Annotated in this window: 12 protein-coding genes and 2 pseudogenes; 6 read left to right on the forward strand and 8 right to left on the reverse strand. The window is 36.9% G+C overall.

Annotated elements, in window-relative coordinates:
- Window positions 1–623: 623 nt before the first annotated feature.
- From ACFCYJ_RS09275 to ACFCYJ_RS09290, 4 genes are all read right to left on the reverse strand, one after another.
- On the reverse strand, window positions 624–3,119 hold the full coding sequence (locus ACFCYJ_RS09275; protein ID WP_376073558.1) for an S-layer homology domain-containing protein: 2,496 nt from the start codon (window positions 3,117–3,119) through the stop codon (window positions 624–626).
- A gap of 71 nt (window positions 3,120–3,190) precedes the next feature.
- Entirely contained in the window at window positions 3,191–5,080 is a 1,890-nt protein-coding gene (locus ACFCYJ_RS09280) for a copper amine oxidase N-terminal domain-containing protein (RefSeq protein ID WP_376073560.1), read from the reverse strand.
- Window positions 5,081–5,520: 440 nt separating this feature from the next.
- Window positions 5,521–7,407 (reverse strand): stalk domain-containing protein, encoded by a 1,887-nt coding sequence (locus ACFCYJ_RS09285; protein ID WP_376073561.1) that lies wholly within the window; start codon window positions 7,405–7,407, stop codon window positions 5,521–5,523.
- A 664-nt stretch (window positions 7,408–8,071) separates the two neighbouring features.
- Entirely contained in the window at window positions 8,072–8,791 is a 720-nt protein-coding gene (locus tag ACFCYJ_RS09290; RefSeq protein ID WP_376073562.1) for a stalk domain-containing protein, read from the reverse strand.
- 644 nt (window positions 8,792–9,435) lie between these two features.
- On the opposite strand from ACFCYJ_RS09290, the gene ACFCYJ_RS09295 reads away from it, so the two are divergent.
- The gene (locus ACFCYJ_RS09295; protein WP_376073563.1) at window positions 9,436–10,275 is read left to right on the forward strand and encodes a copper amine oxidase N-terminal domain-containing protein; all 840 of its coding nucleotides are present in this window, start codon (window positions 9,436–9,438) and stop codon (window positions 10,273–10,275) included.
- Between the two features lie 973 nt (window positions 10,276–11,248).
- On the opposite strand, the gene ACFCYJ_RS09300 is transcribed toward ACFCYJ_RS09295, so the two are convergent.
- A complete protein-coding gene (locus tag ACFCYJ_RS09300; protein WP_376073565.1) occupies window positions 11,249–14,674 on the reverse strand; it encodes an S-layer homology domain-containing protein in 3,426 nt (1,141 codons plus the stop codon).
- A gap of 604 nt (window positions 14,675–15,278) precedes the next feature.
- On the opposite strand from ACFCYJ_RS09300, the gene ACFCYJ_RS09305 reads away from it, so the two are divergent.
- Window positions 15,279–17,150, forward strand: coding sequence for an S-layer homology domain-containing protein (locus tag ACFCYJ_RS09305; RefSeq protein WP_376073567.1), 1,872 nt, complete (start codon window positions 15,279–15,281; stop codon window positions 17,148–17,150).
- Between the two features lie 226 nt (window positions 17,151–17,376).
- Here ACFCYJ_RS09305 and ACFCYJ_RS09310 read toward each other — a convergent pair whose 3' ends face one another.
- On the reverse strand, window positions 17,377–17,574 hold the full coding sequence (locus tag ACFCYJ_RS09310) for a hypothetical protein (RefSeq protein WP_376073568.1): 198 nt from the start codon (window positions 17,572–17,574) through the stop codon (window positions 17,377–17,379).
- Between the two features lie 260 nt (window positions 17,575–17,834).
- Between ACFCYJ_RS09310 and ACFCYJ_RS09315 the strand changes: the two genes are divergently transcribed.
- From ACFCYJ_RS09315 to csaB, 4 genes and pseudogenes are all read left to right on the forward strand, one after another.
- The gene (locus ACFCYJ_RS09315) at window positions 17,835–18,575 is read left to right on the forward strand and encodes a WecB/TagA/CpsF family glycosyltransferase (protein ID WP_376073570.1); all 741 of its coding nucleotides are present in this window, start codon (window positions 17,835–17,837) and stop codon (window positions 18,573–18,575) included.
- A pseudogene (locus ACFCYJ_RS09320) lies at window positions 18,572–20,119 on the forward strand (putative polysaccharide biosynthesis protein); the annotation flags it as partial. The gene ACFCYJ_RS09315 and the pseudogene ACFCYJ_RS09320, both read left to right, overlap by 4 nt.
- 189 nt (window positions 20,120–20,308) lie before the next feature.
- Window positions 20,309–22,063: pseudogene (locus tag ACFCYJ_RS09325) on the forward strand (DUF5693 family protein); the annotation flags it as partial.
- Window positions 22,063–23,142: a polysaccharide pyruvyl transferase CsaB gene (csaB, locus tag ACFCYJ_RS09330; protein ID WP_376073572.1), complete on the forward strand. Its 1,080-nt coding sequence runs from the start codon at window positions 22,063–22,065 to the stop codon at window positions 23,140–23,142. The pseudogene ACFCYJ_RS09325 and the gene csaB, both read left to right, overlap by 1 nt.
- Window positions 23,143–23,178: 36 nt before the next feature.
- On the opposite strand, the gene ACFCYJ_RS09335 is transcribed toward csaB, so the two are convergent.
- Window positions 23,179–24,012 carry a flagellin N-terminal helical domain-containing protein gene (locus ACFCYJ_RS09335; protein WP_376073685.1) on the reverse strand — a complete coding sequence of 278 codons (834 nt, stop codon included), beginning with the start codon at window positions 24,010–24,012 and terminating at the stop codon, window positions 23,179–23,181.
- 164 nt (window positions 24,013–24,176) lie between these two features.
- A complete protein-coding gene (locus ACFCYJ_RS09340; RefSeq protein ID WP_376073574.1) occupies window positions 24,177–24,704 on the reverse strand; it encodes a hypothetical protein in 528 nt (175 codons plus the stop codon).
- Window positions 24,705–24,716: the final 12 nt, after the last annotated feature.

Here is a 24,716-nt window from a genome sequence, read left to right on the forward strand (position 1 = left end):
GCAAGAACAGAGCAGCAACAGTTTGCTCTCCTCACAGAAATCTAAGCGGATTTTTTCATTGGTCATTATAAAACGAAAAATAACTTATTAAATAAAGTATGACTTTTCGGCAAAAGTAGGGGTTGATTTCCGTTCCGACTGGGCGCTTTCCTGGGGGCGTCCAGTCTCCACAATCAACTTATCCACATGACATACGTTTTAACAAAATGGCATCCAACTTTTAAGTTTTATCGGAACGCTTTTACATTTTATCGCCCAACTTTTGAATTTTATCGACTAACTTTCACGTTTTATCACCCAACTTTTGAATTTTATCGACTAACTTTTACGTTTTATCACCCAACTTTTAATTTTTATCGACATCCACCTGCCAAGAGCAAAAAAAGATTCACACACAAAACTGTGCGTGAATCTTTTTACTTTATTATGTCGCCCAGTCTCCACTCCAATCAACTAGTTCACTTAGCGAGTATCTCCTAGTTTATAGTAATAATAGCTCAGCAATGAATGTTTTATGTGCAGAAGCGAAGCGTCAGCCGCAAATGCTTTTAAATGCTAGAACATTGCAAAATGACAAAACCCTGTAGTTTCAATCCTACAGGGTTTTGTCATATGTGCTTTTATTATTTTAATGATAAGCATCTATTCAAGAAGCTTGAGAATTGTGCACGCGTAATTTGTGTGTCTGGTCTGAATGTATTATCTGGGAAGCCGCCTGTTAAGTTATTTGCTACAAGCGCTTGGATATCGCTATACGCCCAATGCGTCGATTTAACATCTGTAAAGTTTACTTTACTTGAGCCTGTTAATTTATAAGCTCTTGTTAAAATCGCCGACATTTCGGCACGTGAAAGCTGTCCGTTCGGGTTGAACTTCCCTACTTCTTGCCCTTTAATAATCCCAGCTTGCTCTACAGCAGCAATGGCACTGTATGCATAATGGTCCTTGCTGACATCTTTAAAGCTTGGAGCCTTCGTTGTTGTTAAATTGAGAGCCCTTGCAATAATAGTCGCTGCCTCTGCACGTGTAATGGACGCTTCTGGTTTAAATGTTCCATTCTCGTATCCTTTTATAAGAGATTTATTATACAAACTTTGGATATCTGAAAAAGCCCAATAACCTTTCGCTACATCTGTGTAGACTAATTCCTCATGATTGTCTTGATACACAGCCTGTAATTGATCGAAATACAGTTGACCTTTCTTTTGAAGAGAGGCTGTAGGCTGTGCAACGTATAATCGTTCGAATTTCAATGGTAGTGTAACATCATTTGGGATTTTCGCAGTGACATACTTCCAACCATTCCAGTCCATACCGCCTTGGCTAGTGAAATCAATTGTCTGCTTTGCTCCTGAACCATCTACAAGCACTCCACGAAGCCATTGCTTTCCAGCATCTCCAAATACCCAAACGCCTATGTTATTTGGTTTTCCAGTAATAGGAATCGGTGATTTAGCTACCATATAAGCTGCTTTCGTATCGGATCCTGCTGTTGTAAAATCGTAATTTAACTTTAAGCTAGCAGTTCCCTGTCTAGCATAGTCTTTAGAATTTGTGATGGAAGCATTTGCTTTCGCAACTTCCACTGTCCATGATGAAGCATTATCAAAGCTATCTAGTAAAATAGGTTTTTCTTGTGATAAATCTACAACTTTCACAGTTGTGGATGTTCGCACACCATCATACTCACCGATAATTTTGCCTTCCCCTTTTTGCGTAGCTGTAAAGGTTGCACCGTTCATCTCACCGATATTGCCTTCAACCGACCAGTTCATCTTAGATGGGTTGATGGTCATAGGATTTAAGTATTGATCGTAAGCACTAGCCACTTTCATATCAACGGATGAACCTTTCATGACTTGGTTCACATTGTTTAACGTAATGGATTTTGCTTTCCCTGGTGGCGCTGTATTGACAACCTGTAAAATGGCTGATACACGACGCTCACCACCATCTGAAGGAACGTTCACAAGGTTCGCAAAATAGCCGCCCGGATTTCGAACAACCATCGCTGTAGAGCCGCCTCCATCAAGGTTAATGGCCGAAGTAGCACCCATTGAGATTAAATGCGAAGCTAACTCTGTTAAATTAGCGCCATTACTATGACCACTTAATCTACCATCTACTGTAACAACAAACACTTTTGTACCAGTTGCATCTACTGCTACCGCAGTACGAGGACTGCGCGCTGAAGCGAATCCAGAATTCGTTGGCATAGAAATGTCTACCTTACCATTATTCACTAACATAGGTCCTGCAGCTAAAATAAATTGAGCGTCCATCCATTTTTCATCAATAGATAGATTCACATCAATGTTTGTCCCTGCAGTAATTTGGCTTAGTTCAGTTGCCAGCTCTTTATTTTGCACCGAAATAACAAAGCCATCAGATGGTACTGTTGAATTCCCTTCTGCACCATACGCCGTTACCTTTGAAACCGTCCCTGAAAGGCGATCTCCGAAATGTAATACTTTCATATCTTGACTAGCATTTGAGACAACAATTTCTACACCCCAATTATTTGACCCTGTTGTTTTTTTATCAGGTGTGTATAATACTGTTTTATCAGTCGTTCTTTCTGTATTGATAAGATCAATCGGATAACTTTTACCATTTACTTGAAAGGATAGATTCGTAGAATAATAGTCTGCGATCGCCTTCCCTGATTTGGATACACCAAAAGCAACAGGCTTTTGTGTTGGACTTTCATATGTATCTCCCAAAATACCATAGTTAATAATTTCATTCTTTTCAGCTAACAAGTTGGCAGGCATACCATTTCCTAGGAAATACGAAGCATTGACAGCCCCAACAACACGATGTCCATCATATGTGTTTTGCTTCGCCATATTCGTTGTTGTTTGAAGTGAGTTAATAGGTTTTGGTACACCGACTTCAAGTTTTGTATATGTATTAGTTAAATTAACATCTAAAACATTGACAAACTCACGAATAGAATTAGAACTATAGGTTTGCTGTATATGTGTTACTTGTGGCGATACTTCTTTCTTTTCTTCTTTTATTTTATTATCAAAAACAGCTGCATTTGCAACACTTGGATTTACTGCTAGCATTAAAACGAAACAGACTACAACAATTGTTACTAGTTTTTTTGCCAATTTTTTCACTCCGAATCAAAAAGTATGGCACGAAGTCATGTTGTGAAACACAATCGTGCCAGGGACTTCATTTATTTTGTTTCTACATAAATTGCTACTGGAAGGTTTACTCCGCCGGCATGCATGAATTCTAACTCAAGCGTTTCTGATGAACCCTTCATCTTGTAATCCGGTAATTCAACATATTCTGTACCTACTCTCAATGTAGGCACTAGATACACTTTGCCATTGACCTTTACTGCACCACTATATATGCCGCCTCGACCAGCTAATTTAAGCTTGATCGTTTTTGCCTTTCCAGTTTGATTAACAAGTGGAAGCGTCACCTTATAGTTCATTCCGAAATGACCAGGATTCCCTATTGCACCATTGATTTGTGAAAGTGAATTTTCTGTTGTTAGGAAATGGTCTGTACTACCATTTGAAATGTTATAGCCTACTTCTGGTGAATCTACTGAATAAGCAGGAAGATCTGCTAGAATAGTAGAGCTCGTCCAGGCACCTCTCGGATGCTTCGCAGATACATCAATCGGAACAGGATCTGATAAAATGCTTGTTAAATTACTATTACTCTTTGTTAATACTGTGCGAATCGTATACGCTGGAGTCCCACCATTGACAACTTGAATATCTAGATCATGTAAAAATCCAATGATATAGTCATTGAGCAAATCATAGGATTCGATCACCTTTGTTTCTCCTGGTGCGATGACAATCCCTTTACTACTAGATTTTTTAAGCTTATCATTTAACGTTGCATCCGCAATGGTTAAACCAATATCATGGCCAACCCAGCTATTCCCCGTTTGTTGGCTAGTCCCTTTGGAGTCGATTACTTCGATGCTTTCCGTACTAGAAGTATTTTGAACGGTAATACCGATTTGTACATCTGTCCCTAGCGTATTGTAATGCCAGCCAAATACTCGATGTTTATTTGCAGCTGATGTTGCTTTCACTTGATATTGGGCAAGTGTAGCATTAGATTTAGGAATCAGCTTGTTCGTTAACGTTTCTGGATTATCACTAATCAACAAATCACGATCTCCTTCTAAACGAGCAGAAGGAACAATCCCAGGCTTTGAAGTAGCACCATAAGATTTTTCAAGGAAGGAGCTTGTATACATATATTGATAGACATAAAGATACAATTCTCTTTTATCTTCAATATAACGTAAATTTCCACCTAAAGCGTTGACAACAAAACTAATAGGAACATACATTTTCCCATTTTGCATAAATGGTTTCCCTTCCATTGTCACAACTTCATCATTTACTAGAACTTGGTTACTATTTTCCTTGAAAAGAAAGCTCATTCCCGCAATTTGCAATTCAAACGATTGATCAGGTAACAACGTGCCAGAAGAATCTTCTAAGTTTTCATATATATAATTAGCCGGAATATAGGATCTCGATTGCTTTATGATAATTGGATCCTCCATCACAATGCGTTGGTTATTAATATGTAAAATATATGGGTCCCCTTGAGGTTTCCCTGGCGTCTCATCTGTTAAGGAAATATCAACAGTTTGTGTAGTAGGATTCCAGTTCACGTTACCACCAAAATTTTCACTGACGAAACGCAATGGCATGTACGTGCGATCCTTATACATAAATGGTGCAACAACCATTGGCACCTTTTGTCCATCCACTAAAGCTGTCTTTGAATTGATTGTTAAATTAACTGACTTGTCATTTCGAATGGCTGACGCAGTAAGTGTTTCTTTCTTCCAGTCCACACTGGCACCAACCGCCTCATACAAAGCTCTCATAGGTAAAAAAAGATAATCAGATTTATTTAAAACCGGATCATTCACTTTGAGAGTCTCACCATTAATATTAATAGAAACATTATTTTTCACGTGAATCTTGTCACTAGCAGCTGATGCAGAGGCTTGTCCAGGCAATATCGTAGCCAAAGCTACTGCGGTAATCATACATGAAGTCTTAAATTTACTAAACATCTTAAACACCTTTTTCCATAATTAATCTATAGAACATCTTAACATGAAAAAAGTCCAGAAAGTGGTGCTGGTATCGAAAAAAGTCGAATTAGGTACTGGCACCTAAACCCTATACCTGCAAAAGTTGCATGGAAATCTTAGGATTTTCCAAGGCTCTGTGAACTTCTTCTTTCAATCTCTTACCAATTAAAGCAAAAGCACCAAATGAAAAATGGAATATGAACATTACGGAGTTTAAATTATTTGGAGAAAAGCTTAAATGGTGAAATCATTACGTATACGATTGGTTCTCGCCCAATGTATTCGTTTCGTAGATGTTAGAAAAGGCTTTTAATTAAAACGAAAGATAGTACAACAATTGCTACTAGTTTTCTTATTTCTTCATTTAAAAGTCTGGCACGAAGATGTTGTAAAAAACAGATTCGTGCCAGGGACTTCATTTATTTTGTTTCTACATAAATAGCTACCGGAAGATTTACGCCACCTGCATGGATTAATTCTAATTCAATCTTATCAGATGAACCCTTCATCTTGTATTCAAATTCAACATATTCTGAACTTGTTCGCAACGCAGGCACTAAGTACACTTTGCCATTGAACTTCACTGCTCCACTATATAAGCCACCTCGACCAGTTAACTTAACCTTGATCGTTTTTGTCTTTCCTGAATCATTTACAAGTGGAATCGATACCTTATAGTTCATACCGAAGTGACCTGGATTCCCCAATGCACCATTGATTTGTGACAGAGAATTTTCTGTCGTTAGCAAATGATCTGTTCTTCCATTTGATAGGTTATAACCTACCTCTTGTGTATCTACTGTATATTCTGGAAGTTCTGCTAGAATAGTAGCACTCGGCCAAGCACCTCGTGGATGCTTCGCATATTCATCAATTGCCACAGCGTCCGTCTTGATCTTTGTTAAATCACTATTACTCTTCGTTAATACTGTTCGAATCATATAATCTGTACTTCCGCCATTAACAGCTTGGATATCTATATCATGTAAAAATCCAACGACATAATCGGGGAACAACTCGAGTGTTTCAATAACCTTTGTTTCTCCTGGTGCGATAACAATACCAGTACTATCAGATCTTTTTAGTTTTCCATTTAACGTTGCATCTGCAATCGATAACCCAATATCATGACCTATCCAGTTATTCCCAGACATTTGAGTAATACCTTTAGAACTGCTGACCTTAATACTTTCAGTGCTTGAAGTATTCTCGATCGTAATACCAATCTTTACTTCTGTTCCAAGTTTATTTAAATGCCAGCCAAATATTCGATGCTTATTAGTAGCTGAAGTAGATTTAACTTCATATTGTGCAAGCGTAGCATTTGATTTAGGTAGTAGACTGTGCGTTAAATTTTCTGGATTATCACTGACCATCAAATCACGATCTCCTTCTAAACGAGCAGAAGGAACAGGTTGAGGATATGATGTAGTACCAAAAGATTTTTCTAGGAAGTCACTTGTATACATATAGCGATAAACATAAATATACATTTCTCTTTTTTCGCTAATATAACGTAGGTTTCCTCCCAATGTATTGACAACAAAAGTAATAGGAACGTACATTTTACCTTTTTGAATAAACGGCTGTTCTTCTATTGTTACAGATTCATTGTTGATCAAAACGTTATTACTACCGTCTTTGAAGACAAGGCTCATGCCAGCAATTTGTAATTCAAATGATTTATCTGGCAGCCAATTACCTGCAGAATCCGCTAAATAATCAGATAAATAATCAGCAGGAATATAAGATCTAGATTGTTTCGTAACAATTGGATCATCCATTACAATACGCTTATTATTTACATGTAAGATATATGGATCTTCTTGAGGTTTCTCTGAAGAATCATCTAATAAAATAGTAACAGTTTGTGTATCAGGATCCCAAGCGACATTTCCATCAAAGTTTTCAGAAACAAAGCGCAATGGCATATATGTTCTATCCTTATAGATAAGTGGTGCAACATCCATTTCAACCTCTTGCCCATCTACTAAGGCTGTCATTGAATCAATTGTTAAATTAATAACTTTGCCATTGCGATAAGCTGTGGCAGTATTGTTTTCCTTGCTCCAGTCAACACTCGCACCAATCGCCTCATACAAAGCTCTCATCGGCAAAAGAAGATGATCCGCTTTACTTAAAATGGGATCATTGATTTGAATCGTTTCTCCATCGATATTAATCGTCACATTATTTCGTATCTGAATCCCTTTGTCAGTAGCAGCTGACGCGGAGGTTTGTCCAGACAATATGAAAGCAAAAACAAGAGCCGCCACCATACAAAAAGCTTTTAATTTGTTTAACATCCTTATCTCCTTTTTCTACAAAAATTTTCTAATTTCTATTACTCATCTTAACATGAAAAAAGCCCAAAATGTGGCATTCTTATCGAAAAAAGTAGAATTAGGTACTGTATGCCTAAACCGCATTCCTGCAAAAGCTTCACGGAGATTTAAGGCTTTTCCAAACCCCTATGAACTTCTACTATTCATCTCTTAAGTGTGTTCATTCTTCTTATAGTTTTCACCAAATAACGAATCAATCAGGGGAAACATAGAAACTGCTTTCAAAAAAATAGCTCATCAGCATAACGTGTGGTTGATTTCCGTTCCGACTGGGCGCTTTCCTGGGGGCGTCCGATGAGCCGCTTTTGTTGCTGCCGCTACGTTAGCACTACGCTTTCGCACAGAAAACATCCGCTTCGCTGCAGGGTCTCGGGCCAACACGATGTTGGTCACGAAGGCGTTATCACAGGATGTGATGGTTTTAGCCTTCGTTCCTCTATTACTGATCCCCGAGGAGTCGCCCAGTCTCCACTTCAATCAACTTATTTACCTAGCGTGCGTTTTAATAAATATCATTCCTATCTTTTGCTTAAAGATAAAAAAGAAAAGTCTGTCGAAGATTTCTCTCCGACAGACTTCTCTCACTTAGCAACATCTAACCAAGTAGGTGTCCTGGTAACTTGTATCAAATCCCCGATAAAGTTACGTTGTATAGGGCACTATAATTGGGCCAACCTTTTTTTGTATCGATTTTCAAAATATTCACACCTGTTAGATTAACATTTACGTTAATGGCTTCATCACCAGCTTCAAGGGAATATTCTTCAATTAAAGTTTCATTGCCTTTTTGGTCAACACTAAAAAATCTTACTGTTCCGTCTCTAGCACTGCCCAAATTAGTGTAAGGAATAACGAAGCTTCCTTGCAATGCACTGTATTTCGAATTAAGAATATAGGTATAACTATTATCACCACCAAAACGATTGAATGGTTGAATTTTTTTATCTAATAAATCAAATGCAGCATTTTCCCCTACTCTTATATCCCCCCCTGCATACATTGGTACTTCCGCAATATCTATTTGCCCTACAGATGGTTCCTTACCTATATAAATAGCTGATTTTTTACTATCCCATTTAATATCTTTACCAAAAACACTTGAAATTCCACGTATTGGTAAATAAGTTGTACCATCATAAACAATAGGTTCAACAACATTACCTTTTGCATCTTTTAATATTGTTAACTTCTCATCAACATACAGTGAAATGCCACCAATTGAAACCGTAATTTTGGCTAATTTGCCTGCTGCTAATGCTGTACCAAGACTAGCTGTTAATACTAGTACAAATACAACGCCCATGATAAAACCTTTTGTTTTATCACGATTAAATAATTTAAACATATTTAATCGTCCTCCTTCACATAAATAGTAATATTTTCCTTACCTTACTATTCTAAAACTATTTGCAATTATATTACAAGACTTTTTTACTTCTCTTTGTTCAGAGTTATGTTATTTATTACATACAAACTAAGCGACAAGCACTATTACTCTATTTATGACATCTAAATCTTCAGAACTATGTTCAGTTGAATTGCTTGGATAAGTAATAAGTAGCGATTATGTGCAAAGAGCAAACGATTAAGGGTGGTAGTGCTTCATACAGCATCTTATAGGTAAATCATGCTAACAGAGGAAAATACTCATACTTGAGGGACACTTATATAATAAATACAATAAGCGTTAGAGGAAGGTTGGATACATAAATGAAGAATTAGAAGAAATAATTGCAAGGCGTTAAGGAACGGCAAAAAACTCACTCACTTGTCAAAGACAAATAAGAGCGACCATCAACTAACAGTAGAAATAGTCTTCAAGTCACCTCAAAACTGACTATCAAAAGACCTTCATTAAACCACCCCTTTAAAACAAGCGCACACCCTACAAAGATTGTAGAGATGGGGTCGGTCGGTTTAAATCAGCGATATTAGCTGACAATCAATCTATTATTTACCCAATTTAATTATGATTAAAGGAGATTTAAAGTGATCAAAAAAATTACATCTAGAATTACTCTAGCACTTATTTTATGTTTAATTAGTTTCTCATTTGCCCCTTCTGCAGAGGCTGCAACTGCCATTAAAGTAGAAATTGATGGTGATGTTATACAATTTGACCAAGGCGCAGTATCTATTAATGGACGGACTTTAGTACCAATGCGAACAATTTTCGAGGAATTAGAATCAACAGTACAATGGGATGCAAAAACAAAATCAATTACAGCTATTCGCGGTACAAAAAAAATTGGTTTAGTCATTGGTAGCAAGACTGCTACTGTTAACGGGCAAAAGATTGCTTTAGACGTTGCTCCTCAGATTATTAATGGTAGAACCCTAGTACCTCTTCGTTTTATTAGTGAAGCACTTGGTGCAAAGGTTGATTGGAATAATCAAACGAAAACAGTTTATATTACAACATATGAACTTGCTGAAAGATACTATTTTGTGAATTTACAAACTCTAAATTTAGAACTTATTTCGGAAAATCGTTATTATCAGGAAGTCGATCAGCCCAATTCCTCACGAGAAGTTGTAAGTGATTTTGTCTTTACTTCATTACTAGATAACACTCGAGACTTCTTTTCTGAGCATACCGTTCGAGTATCAAACGGTGGTACAGGATTTGCTAGTCCGCACGATGCTTATATGCTTTTAGATGGAACTGTTGCTAATGGTAAGGCTTCAGGTGATTATACAATCGTACTATCTGATATTAATAGCGGATCTATAAAAAAGACATATAAGGGTACTTTTAAAGATATAAAATATGATCGCAATATTAAAACTACAGTACAGGAAATCATCAATAAAAATCATGTAAAATGATACCCACGAAAATAAACATAAACCATAAATTCTTAAAATGAATGTAAATGGCTTATGATTTGATTTTCAGGAGTTTCTATAAAATACAAATAAAAATACTCTAGCAATGCTGTTGCCAAAACACGATGTTTTTGGGCGTGGTATCGTTCTTTATAAAATTTACTGTACCCATGAAATCGTTAATCTTTACCTTGTTCCTTGCTGAAGATGGGACAGTTCCTTACGCTCTTTTTATTTTTGAACTTCAAGATTTTCAGGAAATCGATGATGATTTATCTTAATCGGTATTCAGGTTGTAGTATCAGCTTTACTTCTTAGTTAGTGCCTCTATTAGTTCTTACATGGATTGATAGAGGCTATTTTTTTGTTTTTTATTCTACGCCATTCTATCCTTTTCAAAATGATAAAAAATTAGTTTTAGGATTATTAATAATTCTAATACGCGTTTTAATTTGATAAAAACAACAATCAAGTTAAGTAGAGTTAATTAAGGATGTATAAAATTCACAGTTATAAAAAAGAGACAATTATATATGATTGCCTCAGGATTTACCTTTGGAAAGAAATAATTTTCTTATTGAATTACTACTGACTGGATACCTTCGCTCCTGCTAGTTTTACCCTTCTCATATGTTATCATATAACGGCTAGCTTCTAAACTACTACGAACCCGCTGTCATCTTGTTAGTTTTATAGGTTCTGGTCCACCTCTTCTAACGAGACTTCTAACGTTCCCCAACAACCGCAAAGTACAACTTCTCTTGACTTTATACTTTTTGAAATTCAGCACGGCATTGGTGCAATGGGATTATGTACTTGTAGATCGACTATTTACAAAAAAGTTTTTTTACATCTATTTGATAATTTTAATTTAAAAAGAAAGAAAACCCCACAATTGCTTTATGCAAGATGGGGTTTTCATTTCTACTCATTTCATTGAATCAATCAAATTATAGAGTTATTTTTAGTTTTATTAAGCGTCAACTTTAACTGAAACTTTACCTGTTTTAATTACTTTACCTTTTGCATTTTTCACTTGAACAGTGATTTCAGAAGTACCTTCAGCAATAGCAGTAATTTTTAAACCTGTTGCAGCATCAACAGTAACAAAGTTAATTTGAGCAGATGTTACGTTTAATACTTCAGTAGCTCCAGCTGTAATACCTGTAATAGTACCTGTTTTTGTACCACCCATTGATAACTTTGGAGCAACTAAAGATTTAGAAATATCTGCAACTGTAGCAGCATCGTAAGCTGCAATAGCATTAGTTAATGCTGTTTTTGCATCAGTTAATTCTTTTAATGTAGAAGCTGCATTAGTATTAACTGTTTTTGCATCAGCAAGAGCTTTTTCTAAATCTACTTTAGATCCATCAACTTTTTGACCAGCTGTTTCACCTTCATCAGCATTAGCATCTACTTTTTCTTGTGCAGTAGCGATTGCAGTGTTTAAAGCTGTTTTTGCATCAGCACCAGCTTTATCTGTTTCTGTAGACATTGGTTCCATCTTAGCAATAACATTACCAGCTTTATCAGTCACAAAACGTGGGTTTGCAACTTCAACTGTAGCAGAAACTAAATTTGTATTTACAGTTAAGATAACAGTTTTACTAGCATCATCAATTGCATTTTCTAATGTTGCATCAGTTACTTTAACTTTATTTGTTGAATCTAGACCATCAACTACTGTGAAATCTGAGAATGCATTATCAGCTGTAAGTTTAACAGCTTCATTGAAAGTAACTCTGATTTGATTTGCTTTGTTTGCAACAGCAGATACTTTATCAACAGTAGCCTTGATTTTGTCGTCAACTTTTTTACCTGTAATAGATTCAATAGCTTTACCTAATACATCAACAGTTGATGGTTTATCTTTAACAGTTAACTTAACTTCATTATTGTCTTTTGTAGCATCTTCATTTAAATCTGATTTTAATGTGAAAGTTGCTGTTTTACCATCAGTTGAAAGTTCAGAATAAGCAATTTCAACATTATTAAATGAGAAATCACCTTGAACTAGTGATTGAATTGGGTTAGAGAATTCTACTTCAACTTTATTTACTGCAGTAGCTTCAACTGAATTAATGACAGTATCAGTGTGATCTTTAACAGCTAGCGTTTCAGTTAAATCTTTCAAAAGATTACCAGCTAAATCCTTAACTAGTTGTACTTTTACTGTAAAGTTAGGACCTGCAAGTGGAATATCTTTAGAGAAGTTAAGAATAACTCCTTTTGAATCTTGAGTTACATTAAATGATGCAATTGTTAATTTTGTACCGTCTGGAGCAGTAACAGTATATTTATCTGTGTCAACGATTGAACCGTCTCCACTTGTTGCCATTGCTTCATTAAATGCAACATAAAGTTGTTTATTGTTTAAACGAGTAACCTGTTTAAATTCAGGTGGTGTTACGTCTTTAACTGATAAAGTTGTTGTGTATGGAAGCATTACATTATTCAATGTAGTGTTATCAGCTACACCAGTTACAGTTAATGTGTAATCAGTATTATCTTTTAAAGTACCTAGTAATGAAATTACTACTTCTTTATCTTTTACTTCAACAGTACTAGAAATTGGTTGTACTTTACCATCTTTATCTTTAATCACGTAGTTAGCAGCTTTTGCAGCTGTTTTTGAATCTAGTGATTTTGTAAATTTGATAGCGATTTTTTTGTTGTTAGAATCTTTAACAAATGTAGAGCTAATTACTTCTGGACGAGTTTGATCGATTACAGGAGTTACTTGAACTTTAGTATCTTTATCAATTACGTTACCAGAGAAGTCTTTTACGTTAGTAACATATAAATCTGTTGTGTAAACAAGTTTGTTTTCACCAACAAATGTGAATTCAAATGTATCATCAGTAAGTTGTTTTACAGAAGAAGCTTGTTTTTTAGCTCCACCTTGCATCCAGTAGATGTTTGAAGCAAATACTTGCTCTACAGGCTCAGAGAATTTAAGTACTACTTTCTCGAATGAAGCACTTACAACTGAAGCAACTGTTGGAGGAGTTTTATCTTCAACTACATTGAATTTAGTGTCAGCTTTCACTGTTTTGAAGTTGTTGTAATCTTCAGTACCTTCAGCAGTTAGAGTGTGTTCTCCATCTGTTAAAGCAGAAGATAATTTAATGATTACAGTGTTTAAGTTAGTTTGGATTGAACCAACAACTACTTTACCATCAATTTGGAATTGTGATGTTTGAGCAGCTTTAACTGGTTCACTGAATTGAACGCGAACAGTTTTGTTACCTAAAGCTTCTACTTTAGATACTGTTGGCACTGTATTATCAAGAGGCTTGAATTTTAAATCTTTTTCATTTAAAACTTTATCGCCAGCTTTAATGTTGTTAAGAGATAATTTATATTCAGCTTGGTTCTCAAATTGTTGTTTAAGAGTTAAAGTTACAGAGCGACCATCTTCAGCAACTACTGCAGTATCAATTTCAGGATCGTTAGAACCAGTAATAGAATAGTTACCTTCTTCAGCAGCTGTAGCAGGATCAACTTTACCGTCAAATTCTACTACTACTTGTTTAAGGTTAGTTGCAGATACAGATTTAACAGCAGTAGCTGTAGTTACAACGAAAGTAACTTTTTCTTTGTATTCTACATCGTTGATTGTGAAAGTAACTTCAGTTTCTTTGTTAGGCTCTAAAGCTTTTTCTAAAGTGATAGTTTCTTTAGTACCATCAGATAAAGTTACGTTTAAAGTTTTAGCGTCAACTACTTCGATTTTGTCAACTTTTACAGTTGCTTCTTCTTCGATAAGATCAACAGTACGAGAGAATACTACTGCAAATTCTTGACGAGTGATTGATGCATTTGGGTTTAGGTTTGTTTTACCATTTACTTCAGAACCTTTGATAACGCCGTTTGCAACAGCGATTTCTAGGTAAGATTTAGCCCATGGTTTAACAGTAGAAGCGTCAGCGAAATCTTTAAGATCTGCTTCACCTTCTAATTCGAAAGCTTCTACAAGAATTTTAGCTGCTTCTGAACGAGTTAAGTTTTTGTTTGGTGCGAATTCAGTTTCACTTACACCTTCAAAAATTCCGTATTCTACAGTAGCTGCAATTGCATCATAGTACCAAGCGTCTTTTTTAACGTCTTTGAAATCTACATCGCCTTCAGCTTCTAATTCTAAAGCGCCTGTGAAGATTTTAGCTGCTTCTGCACGAGTAATTGAGTTAGTTGGGTTGAAGTTTCCTTTTTCATCCCCTGAGATTACTCCTGCGTCAACTAAAGCTTGAACTGCTTCTTTAGCGTAAGGTGCTACTTTATCGAAGTCCTTGATTGTTGATGTTGCAGCTGATGCTACAGGAACGATTGCTGATGCAACAAGTGCTGCTGTTGCTGATGCCGCGAAAAACTTACGGCCTTTGTTTTGCTTTGCCATTATTGTATTCCTCCCTAACATTTCCTTAAAATTGGTATTATCCTCACGAAAACTATAGTACTGCTTAACTTAAATGTATGTATTATAGCTTCCTTGAATAATAAAAAAAACCTACAAGCAAATTTTTTTAGTAAAATTCACTAGAAAAAGAGTATTAGAATACCATTCTAGTAAATTTATTCACTTTCCACAATAATATAACACTATCTTTCTCTAAATTCAAGCATTATGACATAAATTTAGATATAGAAGGTTTTTTTGCCGGTTATATTATGGTATCCACTATAACCCAATGTTTTTACCTTATTAAGGTTGGTAACATATAGAACCATTACCTATTATACCTGACTCTCAACATTATCCAAGCATTTTCTGGAATGGATACGAAATTGTCAAATATTAAAGACTTCCGTAATTAATTAGTCATAATTGTAAAGAAACAGAAATATATACCGTGATTTCCAAAGGAGGAATGTATTTTCCTACATTATTATTACTGTAAAAATGGACCTGTTTCCATGTTGTAACAATAGATTCCCTATTTTTATGCTACACTTTTAATAGTTTGATAGGATTTTATCAACTATTGAAAGGAGCTTAAAGAATGAAAGGTAAACTCTCTATTTTCGGGGCCATGCTTATTGCGATGTTCTATTTAGCACCTACAAATGTAGCTGCAGAAGATATTTCTAAGCATTGGGCCTACTATGAAATGAACTATCTGATTACACACGATTTAATGAAAGGTGATGATTCAGGCAATTATCGCCCGAATGATTCCGTCACTCGTGCTGAATTCACCGCATTTCTCGTAAGAGCACTTAACTTACCAGAAGTATCTACGAAACCTAACTTCTCGGATGTACGTGAAGGAGATTGGTATTACGATGTCATAAAGCAGGCGAGTCATTATCAAATAGTCAAAGGCAATGCAAATGGAAAGTTTGATCCAAACGATAACATTGATCGTCAGCAAATGGCTGCCATGCTAAAAAGAGCACTCGATTACCAAAACATCAAGACGACTGCCTCCCCTCTTAAGTTTAATGACAATGCTAGTATCGCTAAATGGGCTTATACCGATGTGCAAGAAGTCGTGTCGTTAGGGCTGATTGTTGGTAAGCCGAACAATACATTTGCGCCACTTGCCCAAGCAACACGTGCTGAGTCAGCTACTGTACTCTATCGATTGATACATTTAGATGCACCTGAAGTTGGTGGCAAGCAATATACTACTACCAACTACGCACAGGACTACAAGGCTGTGGTGGATAAACAGGCAAAAAATAATCCAAAAGTAGATGGTGCTGGCGTTTTCACTGCTAGCGAGGCACTAGTGTCATACTATGTACACCCTAAAAGTTTTATTCAAGATAGTCCGTCCTATTATCAATTTTTAAAATTATCGACGGCTGTGACGAATCTAAATGCAAAAACGATCAACGACAAAGTTCTTTATAATAAAGGAAGCTTAGTCGGTACAGCAGACGCCTTTATTCAGGCCGGTGTTGATCATAATGTCAATGCCATCTATTTGTTGTCACATGCATTGCATGAAACAGGCAATGGAGCTTCAGCACTAGCAAATGGTATTGAAGTTGGTCTCGATAAGGACGGTAAAGCAGTAATGGTCACGACTGAAAATCGAAATAGCCTGACTGCAATTAAGAAAACATACAATGTATATGGCATTGGGGCTATTGATGCAAACGCCAATAAATTTGGAGCTGAACGAGCTTATACAAATGGATGGTTCACGATCAAGGATGCGATTATTGGTGGAGCACAATTTGTGAAAGATCAATATATTAGTAAAGGGCAGGACACATTATATAAAATGCGTTGGAATCCTGAAAACCCAACGGTCCATCAGTATGCAACACATGTCATGTGGGCAGTGCTCCAAGCGCAAAAGATTTATGACATGTATGAATTAACAGGTGCCAATACTACGACTAACTTAGTGTTTGACGTTCCTGTCTATCAAAACCAGTCTTCCCCTACTTCGTTACCTACTCCTGCAAAGCAATATGCAGTAGATACAGCTTTAGCTGGGGCCACTGGACAGGCTACGGTTGACGACCTAAATATGAGAACTTATCCGAATACAGCGGATGCTTCTTCCATCATCACGAAATTACCAAAGGATACATCGTTCACTGTGCTCGGTGAAAATGGCGGTTGGTACAAAGTCAAAGTGAATGGACAAGAAGGATGGCTATTTAAAGAGTATGTAAGTTTGAAAAATGGATTGCAGATTGTCGATATGAACATCACGCTAAATGTAAGAAGCGAGCCATCTACTACGTCTTCCATTTTAGGTACTGTAAAACCAAAGAGCTTTATCATTGGTGTTGTAGATGCTAATGGTGATTTTGTAAAAAACGGTAACTGGTATAAGGTGCTCTATAATGGCAAAACGGGATGGGTTTATGGTGATTATATTGTGAATAACAAATCACTCGATTCAAAATAGGTTTATAAAGCAAGAGAGTGCGAATCATTTTATTCGCACTCTTTCTTTATGTACATTCAATTGTTTAAATCCACGAAAAATTAAAAATCCCCCCATGATGATACGCTTATTTCCTCTATAACATTTATATGCTATATATAATAGAAGAAACTCGAATTTTAAGGATTATATTACCATATTATCTTATTACTTTTACCGTCTTTTGAAAGGCACTTTTATAGATTAATCACTGTAAAATTGAACATACAATTGGAAATATATGTGCTGTACAAAAAGTTGATTGGAGTGGAGACTGGTCGACTCCTTGGGGATCAGCGATAGAGGAACGAAGGCTAAAAACATCACGTCCTGTGATAACGCCTTCGTGACCAACATCGTGTTTGCCCGAGACCTTGGATTGAACGAAGTGAAGGAAGCGGCTCATCGGACGCCCCCAGGAAGCTTTGCTCTGTGCGAAAGCGAAGCGTCAGCGACAAAGCGACCAGTCGGAACGGAAATCAACCCCTCATTTTTAGTGATAAGCCTAATATGCCATAGCAATTTCAGTCCGCTTCTCTTCACAATTCCCTCAATATTATTCTCCTGACGCAATGCCCATCCATCACCGAAAATTTCCTGTCAATATTGCTTTTGTGGTATGATAGATTGCAGTGAAAAAGGAATAAAGAAAGGTTTGAACACTATATGAAGCATGTAACGATTATGGGCGTACCCTTTTTACATAGTAATCAGCAAGAGTTTGTTGATATACTCGTCAATCGTATTGAACATGAAGAAAAGACATTCGTTATTACAGCAAATCCCGAAGTCGTGATGCAGGCAAATGAAAATCCTACTGTCATGAATTATCTGAAACAAGCTACTTACATTTGTGCAGATGGTATCGGCGTTGTAAAAGCTGCACAAATACTTGGTGATCCGCTTCCGGAGCGTGTTACTGGTTACGACACGATGGTACAACTTTTAGAAGTGGGCAATACAAAGCGCTTTAAGATTTATCTGTTAGGTGCACAAAATGAAACGCTCGAAAAGACTGTGAAAAATATTAATCAAACGTATCCAAATGTGGACGTAGTAGGCTATCATGATGGATTTTTTGATTGGAACAAGAATGATATTGCAAATGAAATTGCTGCATTACAGCCTGATCTTGTATTTGTTGCATTAGGTGTGCCAAGACAAGAAAAATGGATTACAGAAAATCTAGGTCAATTTAGCAAAGGTGTATTTATCGGTGTTGGTGGTTCCTTTGATGTTATTGCAGGAACAGTCAAACGAGCTCCTATGATCTGGCAAAAATTAAATCTCGAATGGCTCTATCGACTGCTTCGTCAGCCAAGTCGTTTCGGAAGAATGCTTGTCCTTCCTCGATTTGCTTTAAAGGTTTTCGCATTAAAATTTAAAGGTCAGGGAGCACCAAAATGAGTCAGTCCACATTTGTTAAAAGTACTCTTGTCCTAACAGTTGCTATGTTGCTTTCTAAAGTCATCGGTAGTATTTTCCGAATTCCGCTACAAAATATAGCGGGCGATGAGGTACTTGGTATATTCAGTTTAGTGTATCCAGTCTATATGGTGGCACTCTATTTATCGGTTGCCGGAATCCCTATTGCCATTTCGAAGCTTATTGCGGAGGCCAATGCAAAAAAAGACACAGATCAAGTAAAGAAAATTTATGTCACAGCAAGCATCCTAGCGCTATGCTTTGGCGTCTTAAGTTTTGCAATCATTTATGGCTTTTCAACTGAAATCGCAAATGCTTTAGGAGGCCCATCAACAAAAATTGCGTTAATTGTTGTTGCTCTTACATTGCTCGTTGCTCCTTATATGGCTGTCTATCGAGGATTTTTCCAAGGCTATGGGGATATGCGTCCGACTGCGATTTCTCAGGTAATTGAACAGTTAGTGCGTGTTGCTCTAATTTTAATTGTTGCCTATTTCCTAGTTGCAATGGATTATTCCAATGATATTGTCGCTGGGGGTATTATGGCAGGCTCTGTACTTGGGGCTGTTGCATCTCTCTTCTATTTACGCTTTAAATATTTCCGTTCATCTGTAAAAGTAACCAGCAAAGAGAAATATAAATTTAACGATTTCTCACTCTGGGGTAAGACAATTTTAAAAATATCGATTCCGATTGCCATCGGTTCTGTCACAATGGCACTCTTTAACTTTGTTGACTCCTTTACAGTAACGTATGGCTTAAGAAGTGCTGGTGCTGACTCAAGTGAAATTAATTTCCTTTACGGGATTTATGGTCGAGGATTAACGCTTGTTCAAATTACAACTGTTTTTGCGTCCTCTATCATATTACCGCTTGTTCCACTAATTACGACAAAACTAGCAGAACGTAAATTAGATGAAACACGTGGGATTATTGAGCAAACACACCGTATTACCCATCTTATTTCCTGGCCAGCTGCTTTAGGGTTACTAGCATTAACCTTACCTTTAAACCTCGCTCTTTTCACAGACTTAGAGGGAAGCTTAATGTTAGCAATTATTAACCTTAGCTCTGTATTTACATCTCTGACACTACTTGGTACAGGTATTTTACAAGGGATGAATGCTGCCAAAACTGGAGCTATCATCATTCTTGGTGGTGTTGTACTAAAGATATTTTCAAATATCTTCTTTATCCAAGCGTTCGAATTAGATGGGGCAGCCTATGCAACATTATTTGTTTACTTTGTTTTATTTATTGTAAATTCTATTTTTATTTATCGTGCAATTCGCTTCACCGTACTTGGAAAAGATACGATCAAAATCATCCTATCTTCTATCCTAATGGGAGCTGCAGTCGGTTTACCTACACTTTGGTTTGATATTGAAAAGTGGTCAAGAACGTGGGCAATGGGTTATCTAGCTGTTGCAATTGCAATTGGATGTGTTATTTATTTCCTATTATTATGGTTAATGAATGCCATTAATGAACAAGATTTAAAGAAAATCCCGATTATCGGGAAAAAGGTTTTCATAAATAAGAGAGGTAGAAAATTTATGTCGAAACAGAAATGGCTTTGGGGAATTGTCATCCTATTGCTCGTCGTGTCTTCACCTGGAATCATGATGAGGTGGAATGCTGAGCAATCGAATGATGCCTATGAAATAGTGATTCCTTATGATGAAATTCAAGTAGTAAACAAGGAAAGCGATTTAACAATGGATAAAATCCTTTCCTCTTTAAAAGATGCAGGGCTTACAACCGTTAGCCTTGAGCCTTTAACATTAAAGGAAATGGAACGTCAAAGTCTGATTTCCATTTACGATGAAAATGAATTAGCAGCACAACTACGTTTCACACCTTATAAAGGTGCTGTTGATGTCAATAAGAGTGGATACTATATTAGCGTTCCTGAAAACGCAAGCTATCAACAACTCATTAAAGACAGCATGAAGCCTGAAGAAGTACAAATAGGAGATGAGTCTTTCTATTTCCTTCCGAGTTCAAACCATCGTTATGATTTAAAAACACCAATTGGTTACGATAAACCTGCAATGGAGATGATCAACAAGCATGATCTGTCCCTCATCTTTAAAGTAGAAAATGCAGACAATAAAGCGGCCAACGAAAAAATCGTTAAGCAATTGCTTGAATTAAAAGATTCCTCTGCAGGCCGTTTACTTGGTTCAGGGGATGAGGCCATCGGATTTGGACAGAAGTCAGGTAATGAAATGATTGAACAGCTAAGTAAGGCAGGCTATTATTTCTACACAATTGAAAGCAATCCCCTTAAGGGCGAAGACAAGATTGCAAAAAGTACAGACTATAATATGATTCGCTTGCATAGCATCAATGTAAATAGAGAGACAAAGTTAACGCTTAATGCAAGCATTGATCGTACAACACGCGCAGTAAAAGAGCGAAATATTCGATCTATCTTCTATCATATTAAAACAAAAGGTAATGCTAAGAAAAATTTGGCGGAAACAGTTGATTATTTAACAGGTGTTCAAAAGCAGATGCCAAATCATTTCAAGTCTGGCATGCCAAAACTATTTGATACTGTTGCAGTCCCAACATGGGTAACGGCACTTGTCTTATTAGCAGGTATCGTATTTATTTACCTTATCTCAGAACTAGTGAAATGGATGCCTCTTCGTATAACAGCAGTTGTATTTATGAGTGCTTTAGCCATCGCGTACTTCCTTCTGAAAAGTACTCTTTTCTTACAAGCATTCGCGTTAATTATTGCAGTTATGGCCCCAACGTATGCTGTCATTAAAACAGCTAAGGGCTCTAAAAATATTGCTTCGATCTTACTACAATATTTAAAAGCAGTAGGTATTAGCATCATTGGTATCGTTATTGTCATTGGATTATTAAATGGCAATGCATTTATGACAGGCTTTGAAGCATTTAAAGGCGTTAAGCTTGTTTATGTTGTTCCAATCGCAGGTGTATTAGTATTTGTGCTACTAGAACTTAACCGTCTAGTTGATAAAGATCTAAAGAAAACACTTTCAAATACCGTTACATTATTAAATAGAGATTTAAAATATTGGCATGTTTTACTGCTAATTGTCGTTGCAGGAGTAGGATTATTCTATATCAGTAGAACAGGTAACTCTGGTTCCGTTAGTAATGCAGAATTGGTATTTAGACAATGGCTTGAAAATATCCTATATGTTCGACCAAGAACGAAGGAATTTTTAATTGGTTTCCCATTCTTTGTTTTAGCGCTATATGTGATGGGCATTAATCGAAAATGGGGCAGTATCCTTCTAATACCAGGTGTTATTGGATTCTTGTCTATTGTTAATACCTTTACACATTTACACATCCCTGTTGCTGTGTCGGCATTACGTACACTTTATAGCGTTTCATTTGGTTTTGTCGTAGGACTAGTGTTTATCTTTATCTTCAAGATCGGTTACCGTTTTATTTCTAAAGCAATCGCGAGGTGGACATAATGCATGTTGTATTGTCTGGCTATTACGGATTCGATAATGTTGGCGATGATGCGATACTACTTTCCATTATCCAAGCTCTAAGAAAACTTCAAAGTGATATAGACATTACGGTATTATCGAATAATCCAGCGGCCACTGAAAAAACATATGGTGTGAAAGCCGTGAATCGTTGGAAAATGAACGAAATCAGACAAGTACTAAAAACAGCTGATGGGCTCATCAGTGGTGGCGGTAGCCTCATGCAAGACCAAACAGGAATGAAGACGATTCCTTACTATGCGGGCGTTATTCAAATAGCAAAATGGTTAAAAAAACCTGTATTTGTTTACGCTCAAGGTATGGGTCCAATCAATCATCCTGTAAGTAAATTTATTGTCCGCAAAGCCTTTAATAAGGTAGAAATAACAGTACGAGATAAAGCCTCACAATCTCTTTTAACAGAGATTGGTGTCAAAAACGAGGCTTTAGTGGTACCCGATCCGGTGATTGGACTTAACGGTAGCACCTTCCATACTAATTGGTTAGCAGATGCGTCATTATCAACGAACACTTATATCGCTATAAGTGTTCGTGACTGGCCATCAACAGTAAATTACAAGCAAAAAATAGCAGTCAGCCTCGATCAATTAGTACGCCATGGTGAACAGATTGTCTTCTTGCCGATGCATGGTGAGCACGATGCAAAGTCTTCACAAGAAGTAGCAGCACTTATGCAAGAAAAGAGTATCATAGCCCCTGCTGATCTATCGATCGAAGAAAAAATTGCGGTGATTGGGCAGTCTAAACTGCTAATTGGTATGAGATTACATTCATTAATTTTCTCAGCCATCCACTCTACCCCATTTATAGCGATTTCTTACGATCCGAAAATCGATGCATTTGCTGAAATTGTAGACCAACCCATTATTGGACATGTTGAAGTAGATGATTGGAACGGGACATTATTGTTTGAACAAACTATAAAAGTAATTGAACAATTACCGACCATCCAAGAAAACCTGCATCAAAAAGTCCAAGGGCTCCAAGCTGCTGCAGAGACGACAGCAAAATTAGCATTAGAGGCTTTCACAAAGGCATAAATAAAAATGATGAATTTCAATAAAAATTGAAATTCATCATTTTTTTTCGAACTCTAACAATTTTAAAATGGATTGTGCCTGCTGCATATGCATCGCTAGTACATACTGACTTGCTTGCATTAGAATTTGGGCCTTCACCATATTCATCATTTCTTTGGCGATATCTGCATCACGAATGCGAGACTCAGCATCTTGTAAGTTTTCTGCCGTGTTTACGTTCGCGTTATAGGCATGCTCTAGACGATTTTGGTAGGCACCAAGTCTTGAGCGCTCACTTGATACACGCTTTAAAGCCTCGTCCATTGAGGAAATGGCTTTATCGGCATCCTCACGAGTTGCAATAGATGTCGTATCGTCCAAGCCAAGTGCTCCAGCCCCCATATCGCCAATAAACAGCTCGATGCTTTGACCAGCGTTGGCACCTGCCTGAATTTTAATACCGTTCGTAGCGTAATCCCCATTTAGCAAAGTCTTAGTATTAAACTCAGTGTCCTTCGAAATGCGCTGAATTTCTTTTTTTAATTCCTGAAATTCCAAATCGAGTTTCTTCCGATCATCATCTGTTAAAGTATCGTTAGCTGCCTCGACTGCGAGCTCACGCATGCGCTGAATCATATCATGTGTTTCATTCAATGCTCCCTCAGCTGTTTGAACAAGTGAAATACCATCCTGGATATTCTTCGCGGCCATGTTCAAACCGCGAATTTGCGCACGCATTTTTTCAGAAATCGCAAGTCCCGCCGGATCATCAGCGGCACTATTGATGCGGTAACCAGAAGAAATTCGAAGCATTGCCTTACTCATTGCCCCGTAATGTCTATTCATATTATTTAAAATGGACATCCCCGTTGCTGACCACTTTCCAAGCACCATTTCACCACCCCCTATTGTTATGTATATCGGTCTATGTCCAATTATTTTAACTTATATTGGTAATACATCCTAATTTAGCGAGATTCATATAGTAATGATTGTTGATCCAATTTACAATTTCGACTTTAGACCCATACACATTTCGCTTAGCCTTAGTTCCCCTAGTAGGTGTTAAAAGGAACAACATCTACATTCATCTCACTACATACAGAGGTGGAAGTCTTCTGTAGCTGACGCTTTGCTTTCGCTACACAAAACATTTGTAACTGACGCTTTGCTTTCGTTACACAAAACATTTGTAACTGACGCTTTGCTTTCGTTACACAAAACATCTGTAACTGACGCTTTGCTTTCGTTACACAAAACATTTGTAGCTGACGCTTTGCTTTCGTTACATAAAACATCTGTAACTGACGCTTTGCTTTCGTTACATAAAACATTTGTAACTGACGCTTTGCTTTCGTTACATAAAACATCTGTAACTGACGCTTTGCTTTCGTTACACAAAACATTTGTAACTGACGCTTTGCTTTCGTTACATAAAACATCTGTAACTGACGCTTTGCTTTCGTTACAAAAAACATTTGTAACTGACGCTTTGCTTTCGTTACATAAAACATCTGTAACTGACGCTTTGCTTTCGTTACAAAAACAATTGCTGAATGAAGATAAAAGCACCCACTTCTCATATATGGAAAGGG

This window comes from Lysinibacillus sp. NPDC056232 (assembly GCF_042267565.1).
GTDB lineage: Bacteria > Bacillota > Bacilli > Bacillales_A > Planococcaceae > Lysinibacillus.